General features: G+C 38.8%; 7 protein-coding genes and 1 pseudogene. All 8 read left to right on the forward strand.

Annotated elements, in window-relative coordinates:
* Positions 1 to 12: 12 nt before the first annotated feature.
* Positions 13 to 486 carry a hypothetical protein gene (locus I2483_RS09915; protein WP_207152527.1) on the forward strand — a complete coding sequence of 158 codons (474 nt, stop codon included), beginning with the start codon at positions 13 to 15 and terminating at the stop codon, positions 484 to 486.
* A 70-nt stretch (positions 487 to 556) separates the two neighbouring features.
* The gene (locus tag I2483_RS09920) at positions 557 to 1021 is read left to right on the forward strand and encodes a hypothetical protein (RefSeq protein ID WP_207152528.1); all 465 of its coding nucleotides are present in this window, start codon (positions 557 to 559) and stop codon (positions 1019 to 1021) included.
* Positions 1022 to 1233: 212 nt separating this feature from the next.
* Positions 1234 to 1560, forward strand: coding sequence for a hypothetical protein (locus I2483_RS09925; RefSeq protein WP_207152529.1), 327 nt, complete (start codon positions 1234 to 1236; stop codon positions 1558 to 1560).
* Between the two features lie 5 nt (positions 1561 to 1565).
* Entirely contained in the window at positions 1566 to 2138 is a 573-nt protein-coding gene (locus I2483_RS09930; RefSeq protein ID WP_207152530.1) for a hypothetical protein, read from the forward strand.
* Positions 2135 to 3118 (forward strand): hypothetical protein, encoded by a 984-nt coding sequence (locus I2483_RS09935; protein WP_207152531.1) that lies wholly within the window; start codon positions 2135 to 2137, stop codon positions 3116 to 3118. The genes I2483_RS09930 and I2483_RS09935 overlap by 4 nt, the downstream gene beginning before the upstream one ends.
* A gap of 347 nt (positions 3119 to 3465) precedes the next feature.
* Complete coding sequence (locus I2483_RS09940) at positions 3466 to 4683, forward strand: S-layer homology domain-containing protein (protein WP_207152532.1); 1218 nt, start codon at positions 3466 to 3468, stop codon at positions 4681 to 4683.
* Between the two features lie 6 nt (positions 4684 to 4689).
* Positions 4690 to 6618 carry a DUF5704 domain-containing protein gene (locus tag I2483_RS09945; protein WP_207152533.1) on the forward strand — a complete coding sequence of 643 codons (1929 nt, stop codon included), beginning with the start codon at positions 4690 to 4692 and terminating at the stop codon, positions 6616 to 6618.
* A gap of 73 nt (positions 6619 to 6691) precedes the next feature.
* Positions 6692 to 9820, forward strand: a pseudogene (locus tag I2483_RS09950) (hypothetical protein); the annotation flags it as partial.

Here is a 9820-nt window from a genome sequence, read left to right on the forward strand (position 1 = left end):
GAGAATTAATTTATGAAGGAAAGCACAGCCACTGCCCTTATGTTTGGGGCAGCACTATTTCTAGCATTAGCATTGATTGGTATATCCGTTAACGTTTTTAGCCCTGCTACTGAGGCCGCTAAAGCGGCAACAACTGATTTCTCGTCTGCAACAACTGAATTGAAGGATCAAAAGTATCTTATTTACGACAATACGACAATCTCTGGTTCACAAGTTGTGAACGCCCTTCGTAAATTCCAAGCTGAAGGCGAATCTGGAAACATTGCTATCCATGTAACGACAGGTAAAAACAAGCTAGGACAATGGTACTACAACACATTCGACAAAATAGTTGGTATCACAGGTGATGGTAATGGTAAAAAACCGACAACTATTAACAATTCTACAGATCCTGAATACGTAAACCCAAGCGGTATGTTCAAAGCATCAGTTGAGCGCGATAGCAACAACGTTATCCGTGCCCTAAAGTTTGGTCAAGGTGAATGAAGTGGAGTCTCACTGAGTCGATTAATAAATTTAGACCAATTATTTTAATTTAAAAGGAGAGAATTTATTTATGAAAGAAAGTACAGCCACTGCCCTAATGTTTGGGGCGGCACTATTCCTAGCCCTAGCATTGATTGGTATATCTGTTAACGTTTTTAGTCCTGCTACTGAGGCAGCTAAAGCAGCAACAACTGATTTCTCATCTGCAACAACAGAACTGAAGGATCAAAAATATCTTATTTATGATAATACGACAATCTCTGGTTCCCAAGTTGTGAACGCCCTTCGTAAGTTTCAAGCAGAGGGAATTTCTGGAAACATCGCAATCAATGTCAAGACAGGCAAAAACACTGCTGGTACTTGGTACTACAATAAATTTACAACAGCAGGCGGTATTTCAACAGGTGGAATCACTCCAGAAAAGGTGAATACTTCTACAGACCCTGAATACGTAAATCCAAGCGGAATGTTCAAAGCAACTGTTGAGCGTGACAGTAACAACGTTATCCGGGCGATTCTTTTCACACAAGATTAAGTTACGAAACGTATAAAAGGAGGGAAGGGAGTGTTTCTTTTGTGACCACTCCCGCCATTCTTACGGTAAACATCGTAATTTTGAACAAGAATAAGTGACGACAGCCGTCAAGAAGGAGGGAAGGGAGTATTTAATCAATTATCACTCCCGCAATTCCTATGATTAAATCCATTGATACCTATTTAGGGAATGCCTTAGCGGTAATCCTGACGATGACCGCATTAGCTTATACATTTTGGTCGATGACCGAGTGGCCGGATCATTACAAGCTTGTACCATCCGCAGCTACCGTTTTTGTGGAACAGACAGATATTCCAGAAGATGTCCCGTTCACTGGGGCACAGGTCGTCGCTAAACTCTATCAGCTAAGCGAGGATAATATTCCGATTATCGTGGACGGTTTTTTATTTCGAACTGATGAAGACGTACGATTATATCAAGGGTCAGTCGTATCACTTAGGGAACTTTATGAATGGGTAGTAAAAGTTGATACTGATGGTAAAGTTAGTGAAATTAGCTTCTATCGGAAAGAGGTGTAATAAACGTGCCGAATGCTTTTTCCAAAGTATTTGTAGTTATCCTATTAGTTATTATGATTATTTTTATTCCTGTCTACCAATCGTATAAGGCACAAGATGACCTTGCATATCAAGTAGCTTTTCAAGCTGTAACAAATTTTGTAGATAATGTTCGTATGAAAGGGTACATATCACCCCAGATGGTAGAGGATTTTGAATCAAGTTTGGAGATAGGTTCTTATCTATACAAGACTGAATATGTTCATCAGAAGAAAGTTTATACACCAGTCTATGAGGACCCAACTAATCCTGCAACATTTAAAGATGAATACATCGTAACTAAAGATGAATATTTCAAAAGTCAAATTTTGGATTACCTGTATAAAGAGCCGAACAAAAAGCCGAAAAATGATCGTAAATATCTCATGACTGTTGGAGACACCTTTAATGTGAATGTAGAGAATATGACACGAACTAAAGCGAGTTTGCTTTTTGATTACTTAACGGGCGGGAATAGGGGAAACGGTGTTGTCATTTCCATTCCTTATGGAGGGATGATCTTGAATGAAGATTACGTCCTGGGAGATGATCTTGAATGAAGATGTCCAATATGATTATATTCTATCTTATTATTGTCTTTCCACTCTTCATTTTCGCACAATGGCGAGCGGAAGATACCAATACGTTTGCAAAGGCTAATAATAGTTATGAATGGGCAATGACAGCTGCTACGCATGACGCGGTGGAACAATTGCGATTGAATGCAAAACCCAATTACGAATATGGTTATTCTTCCACCAAGTTCTCTCGAATTAATAAAGAACCCGCCTTTGAAACATTTATTGATACATTATCATTAAACTTCGGTTCCGAAGATGATGTTACAAAAGAATTATTGGGACGTTATATACCCGTTTTTGGCGTACTCGAATATGATGGTTTTTCATTGAACGTTTATCAAAAATATATAAATGGGAATGAAACACTCTTCGATCGTGTTTGGCTGCCGAAAATACCTTTTGCCTATAGTGACGTGAAAGGTAATATTATCAAATTCACATTAGATGAATATGTAATTGTTTTTGATGCAGGTCTTAATGAGTGGATAGAAGGAGACCGTCGTGAATTACTCAATGATGAAGAGATCAGTATCGAATTATTGAAGGATGCTGACACATTTGACAAGATTCGCCGGGATACAATCGTTAATACCATGCAAAATCAGTTGGCTTATCGAATAAATGAGCATAATGTCTACACGAAAAGTCTAGGTATTACTTATACATTCACATTGCCTCTGATAGCGCAAGAAGACTGGTATAACACCATTGATGATGTCAGTGTAATTGCATTCTTTCAGGGCTACCCCTATGAAAGAGGGGGAGGCACGTTCAATGAATACGCACTAGCGGGAAGCCGCTTAGTTAAGCAAGATATGTTCCACGCTACAACGGTAAATAGTCAAAAGATATTTTATGCAGAATCATGCAATTTCAATTACTCAGTTCTTGAAATTTATCCGTCAAAGAAGGATGCTGCTAAAGCTGGGTACTTTGAAAAGTCTTGTTTGAATCAATGACTGTAAATGTTCAGTTATTGGTTCATATTATTTAAGATACAAGACTGTAATCCATTACTCGGGGTTTTCAATATTCTCAAGCTATGCTATTATTAATGCATATAGAGTTTAATAGTTATCCAGAGGAAGCACCTCAGCGAGAGCCTGTAATTTTACAGGCCTTGCGAGGTGCTTCCTTTTTTTATTTAGGAGGTGCCTTATAGCTTCATACGGAATTTATAGGTCCTGTTCGGTATGAATCGTATAAGCAAGACGTGTTTGGTATCCTAGGCTTTTTTTCATCTTTCACGTTATATGAGATAATTAGATTAGGTTAATCAATCACTTTATTCAAGGGGGAAGAAGAAATGAAAAACAATCTATTTATCGCTACACTTGCATCCGCAATTGTTATACCTGCAATTATTGCACCAATACAGGCGAATGCAGTTGTAAAAAATCCATTCACTGACGTATCGAAGAATAGTCCATATTATGATGTCATTCATGAAATGCGGGATAAGAACATCATTAGTGGCTATGAAAACGGGGCGTTCAAACCGAATGAGGTAATTACACGAAAACATGCTGCAGCACTTGTTAGTCGAGCTAAAGATTTACCTTCGACAAAAGATTTTGTGAAATTCAATGACATTACGGAAAAGAATGCGTATTTCTTGGATATTAAAAAGTTGCAACAAGCTGGTATTTTCGAGCCAGATAATAAAGGGAATTTCAATCCGAATAAGCCTATAACACGTGCAGAGATGGCAAAAGTATTAACAATTGCTTTTGACTTGAAACCAAAGACAGAATTCAATTTCCCAGATGTACCTAAAAATCATTCAGCAAATGAATATGTACGTGCTCTCTATTCAAACGGCATTACAACAGGCGACAACGGTTACTTTAAGCCTGCTGAGTCACTGACTCGCGCACACTATGCGGTATTCATGCATCGCGCTATGAACATGAAGGATGATGTTGTGGTTAAGCCGATACCTGAATCAAAACCCAATGTGCCAGCATCGTCCATGAAGTTGGAAGACTTTAATAAATCCATTACAAATAATCCTTTATTCCAGTCTAAGATTAATAATCCTACCTATAAGCAAGGAATGACGAATAGTAACACGTATAATGCCGATGATTTGAGAACAGTATTGACGGATGGTCAAGCGATTGTAAAAGGTACGGGTTTAAAGTATGCGAATATAGGCGGAAACATTGTACTAATGGAAGATAATTACGTGTCTTCGTTACCCAATAACCACCCGCAGTTAACAATTACTAGCTCGAATGATGGTCATACAGGATTTTATATTGACTACACAAACAAAATTTCTATTGATACCGCTATTAATCTATTTGAAATGATGTATCCTCAATTCGATTTGGAAGATGAAATCAGAACTCGGGCTAAAGAAGCCGATAATGCATTAAAAAGCGAAGGCCATAAACCTCCAGCTAAACGCGTATTCCAGGGGAATGGAGAAATATTTAAAGCAAATGGATATGAGGCGAAAGTGGGAGCAAACGCGTTTTTGAATTATTTATGGATAGAAGTGAAAGATGGAGAGTGGTGATTTTTTTTGAAGTCAATAAAAAAAACAGCGATTCTACCACTGATGCTCTTGTTACTTTTACCACTTTTACTTATTAAGACAGAAGCGGACGCAGCAAGCAATTCACTGCCATTTTATAATGGCGGGGCAGTAGAACTACTCGCTCCATTACTCCCGCAGGGTGGTAGTTCTACGTATGGTCGTGCTGATGAAACAATCGGAATTAATCCGATACTGGGGCAGATGCGGTACCCGACAATGTACGATGGAAGAATTGGTGGTAGCTCCTATGCGCCTGGGCTGAATAGTTCTTTCTACGATCCGTGGGTTGGCATTATCAACCGGGCGCAACAGGGGCAGGCCTATTATCATCTTGTACCACTTCCCGGTAAGAACTCGGCAAGGAACGTTATTGAAATAGAAAGAGTTTCCGATTCCGTAATGCGTACAGTCTATAACGGAAATCCTGAATTTATGAAAAGAGAATTACCGGTCCATGGTATTACAAATAGTAAAAATGGCTACAAGTATGGTGACTTTTACTACATTGTTGAACTAGCTTATTACTCTGGTGGTGTTGCCGATAATGCTAACGCTTCTGATTCATTTAGTGGAGTAAACCCAACCTGGCTACGGTTTGTTCGAACAAGTTGGCCAGATATCAAAGAATTTAAAGCTACATCGACCAATGTGGAGTTAGGTAATACTGTTAATTTCTCCTTTAATGGATACGAATATGTATCGGAAGGACGAACAGCCGTTGACGCAAGCATAACAATAACTAAAGATGGTGCCGAAGAATTCAAATCTGACCTCAGCTTTCATTCGTCCAAGCCTACTGCAAATCCTGACAAGCCACATGAGGAACATGCAGGGAGATATAATCAAGAAAATGTTGGCGCTTGGGTACCAACTGAATGTGGTAACTATACAGCTGAATTAAAGGTTGAAGATTCCGTTAAACGTTTCGCAACCCAAAAAGTCTCAGTAACAGTAGGCGGAGATAATTGTAATCCGACTGAGCCGCCATCTGCTCCTGCAGGAACATGCAGCTTAGACGTAAACGTTAATCCATCCGGCGAGTTAGTCAGTCTAGAAATACAGCAAATAGCAGATCCCAACGGTGAAATAACGGAATCACAAGAAAGCGCGGAATTCGATGTCAAGAAGTATGGTATCCCTTCCTCTGAATTTTTGAAGGTATGGGGTCAATCAGAAAAATACTTGACGGATTATCGATATGTCAATATGACAGGTGGTGTAGGCTATACCATCAATGTTAAGAAAAGTTATCATTTAAAGTGGAGAACGCGATATTCATATGATTGCTCTTATATCAATGACAAAGGCGATGAAGTTGATAAAACGTGCTATGACTATGAAGATCATGAAGAAGTCGTTGAACGAGCTCTAGATTTTAATGATAATTATTCCATTGGCTATTGGCAAATCGGACATTTGAACGTCTATTCTTTTGATAATGCAGTGTTCGGGAACTATGCCTTACCTAACGGAGAAGTAATTGTAGCTAATCAAGATCATGCCACAGCAAGTTCCAAACACAGTGTAAAAATTGAAGATCATGTTTTCATTAAACCTTGTGACAATTTGGACCTTGGTACGCAAGTAGTCAATGGAGGCAACAGTAAACCAGCAGTTCCGAACCAATCAGCTGAGTTTGAAAAAGCGGCGAATCTCGGAAGTAGGACGCCAGATGTGAAAAACGACATGGTTGAAGTGGAGAAATTCGTTTCTATGGACGGCAAGCTCACACCAGGGAAAGCAGGGACTAGACGTGTGGAGGGTCCCAAACCTGAACAAGTGCCAGTTGCTCCACAAATACCCGTTGAGCAATCCTCTTTAATGATTGATTCCAAGAAGGTGAACATGTGGGAAACCCAAAGTTCTGTCACTTCGAATTATAAAGAAATAGATGGGGCGACTATAAAACCTTGATTATATGTGGTACCGCCATATCGCTTACCGATATGGCGGTTTTTTTTGAATAAAAATTGAAAGGAGAATTATGATGAGAAAAAATAGAGGTAATAAAAAGAAGAAGTTGCTGGGACGATTTAATAGAGTTATGTATTTACTATTGTCGGTTCAAATGATATTGATATCCGTGTTACCAATGCTACCTCCTGTTTCTGCTGCAGAAGTAGAGGGAGAAAAAGTAGAAGCAAAAAAAAATGATAATGGAAATTCGAAGTCGTTTGTTACGACCGAGAGTACAAGCAGTACCCAAACTCAAACGTTTACTATTCCTGGGTTAAAGAAATTAAATGGCTCAACGGTTAATACAGGAAATGTCGAAGTACTTAGTGTCGTTGGGGAAGAAGTGACAGTACGGTTGAAAGATGGAGTTCGTTCAAGGCAAGAACAAACCGGTGGGACCTATACACCAGAATCAACTCAAACTGAATCAGATACCCGAACTAATACGACAGGTAGCTTTCCAGTGAATATAACAAAAAATAATATCACATTATCCAAAGATGGTTCCGCTACATCAGTGCAAACTGGAGGAAGCTATGACCCAGGAGGAACAAAGAGTAATTGGCACGGAAACGGTTATGGTTTACTTGGGTATACTCACTTTGAGGTGGGAGAGTGCGGAAACTATACAGGGTGTATAAATTGGCAGTTTAGAGGAAACACGCCGAATAATACTGTATATTTTATTGACCCAGATGGCTATAGTGGTAATCTAGTAATCCAGAAGTGGTACTGGAGTAACTACAGTTCTTTCTTCGAAGAACTCTATAAAATTCCTGAGGTGTCTTTAGGTCAAAAAACAAGTTTTCCTAACTATGGAAATTACTTCGCTCCATATGGAACACTTACAAAACCCGCAAAGGACACCAGAACATATAACTACACACAAAAATATAAAGGTACGAAGATTATTCCTGCTACAGATACAAGAACATACCAAGATTATTATCAATACGAAGTGATGTTTGATTATGAAGGAGACACTACTCCTCCAACCATTGGTTTAACAGCTAATCCGACTGCTCTGACGAATCAGGATGTTACGATATCGGCTGATATTAAAGATGTTGAGAATACGACATTAAAAACGGATGAAGGTACAAACAGCACACATACACAAACGTTTAAAATCCCTCATATGAAAAAGATGGATAAGGTCACAGTTGATACCGGAACCGTTGAGGTGGTTAGTGTCGATGGAGGTCAAGTGACGGTGAAGATGAAAGATGGTGTTCCGATAAGGCGTGAAGTGACCGGAGGGAGTTACACGCCGCCGGATACGAGGTTTGTAACAAATCAATCAGCTTCTTACTATAATTCGGGAGGTTACACAGGAAATTTAACAGCATATCAAACTAGTGAAGTACAGGAGTATGTTAGCCATATTTTAAGTGGTTACAACGTGCATGTAAGTTCTGGTTGGTCAGGAGTGATTACAAATTTTGAATTCCCCGAAACATATAGATATAACACCGGAGGCGTTGTTGGTTATATTCCCATTTCAAAAATAGTTTCAGGAAATTGGTATACATTTGAAACGAATATATATAGACAAGACGTCACTGTAACCTACGCAGGAATGGCAACCCGATTATCTGCAACGCGTTATCAGGGTAATGTGACAAAGCCTGCAACAGATACAAGAACGTACACGGATACTTATCAGTACGCAATAACATTTGATTATGAAAAAGATGTGCCCGTACAAAAATGGGCAATGGGAAATCATCCTGTTAGCTATTTTTCAGATAGCGGAAATGTCTTTACGGGTAAATCATTTAAAGTAATGGATAGTGGTACATACACCGTATTCGCTAGGGATTTGGTTGGCAATGAGTCTGTTAAATTAATCGCGATAAGTAATATTGATAAGGTAGCTCCTGTTATTACATTAACACCCAATATTTCATTACCTACCAATAAAAATATTATCGTGACAGCGAATATTGCAGACGATAGCAGTATATCTGAAAAAAAATGGGCTGTCGGTTCTCATGATGCAACCTATTTTGCCTCATCAGGAACCACTCTTGGCGCCAGTTTTGAAGTAAGTGAAAACGGTACTTTCACCGTTTATGCAAAAGATGCAGCTGGTAATATATCGGTTCAAGTGATCAAAATAACCAATATCGATAGATTGGCTCCTGTTATTTCCTTAACAGCAAGTCCTACCACGCTTACAGCTACAGATGTAACAATTACAGCGGATATTCGAGACCTTGACAATGAGTTGTTCAAGACACCCGAAAGTACTAGCATCACTCAAACTCATACATTTACAATCCCTGGATTGAAATTATTAAGTGAGGCTAAGGCTAATACCGGAAACGTTGAAATTGTTAGCGTGGACGGAGAAATGGTTACTGCGAAAATTTTTGGAGGTAACCCATCGAGGAAAGTAGAAACGGGTGGGAGTTATACACCTGCAGATACTAAGTTTGTTGTAGGTCAAACATCGATTAGTTATAACTCTGGTGGTTATGTAGGAACGTTATCACAGTATGTAGCAAGTGGTAGTTACACGCCATTACATACAAAGTTGGTAACAAATCAACCAACTCCAAATTATAACAGTGAAGGATATACTGGATATTTGGAACCTTATACTGAAACTATTCCTATTAATCCTCCTGAAACCAAAACGGTTGCTTTTTACTTAACCGGTATGCAGTGTTTTAATCACGCTGAAGAATATACAGATCCGGAAGGATTTAAGGGTATTATATATCCTTCTGACTGTCTTTACGATTGGAATTCAATGACCTCTACAACTTGGTATAAAGGGGTTGTGAATAAAACACAAAAAACAGTAACTGCTTATCGAGGAAACGTTACAAGACCAACAAGCGACACCCGTGTTTATCGTTATCAAGGTAATGTCACGAAACCAGCTGTCGACACGAGAACATATGATGATTATTTTAACTACGAAATTTCTCTTGATTATGAAAAGGATATACTTGTTCAAAAATGGACACAAGGGAATCAGATTGTTGAGTTTTTCAAAAATGCAGGGAAGGAATTAAATGGAACTACGTTTACAGTAAGCGAAAATGACACATACACCGTTTATGCAGAAGATGCGGCGGGTAATGAATCTATCGAAACAATAAATATAAGTAATATAGATAAAAAACCTATAACACCAATACTTTCTGCA

The sequence above is a fragment of the Sporosarcina sp. E16_3 genome (assembly GCF_017347125.1).
Lineage (GTDB): Bacteria > Bacillota > Bacilli > Bacillales_A > Planococcaceae > Sporosarcina.

Excerpts from the sequence above, each read along its gene's own strand:
- I2483_RS09915 (WP_207152527.1), top strand. The coding sequence starts at position 13 with ATGAAGGAAAGCACAGCCACTGCCCTTATGTTTGGGGCAGCACTATTT.
- I2483_RS09920 (WP_207152528.1), top strand. The coding sequence starts at position 557 with ATGAAAGAAAGTACAGCCACTGCCCTAATGTTTGGGGCGGCACTATTC.
- I2483_RS09925 (WP_207152529.1), top strand. The coding sequence starts at position 1,234 with ATGACCGCATTAGCTTATACATTTTGGTCGATGACCGAGTGGCCGGAT.
- I2483_RS09935 (WP_207152531.1), top strand. The coding sequence starts at position 2,135 with ATGAAGATGTCCAATATGATTATATTCTATCTTATTATTGTCTTTCCA.
- I2483_RS09940 (WP_207152532.1), top strand. The coding sequence starts at position 3,466 with ATGAAAAACAATCTATTTATCGCTACACTTGCATCCGCAATTGTTATA.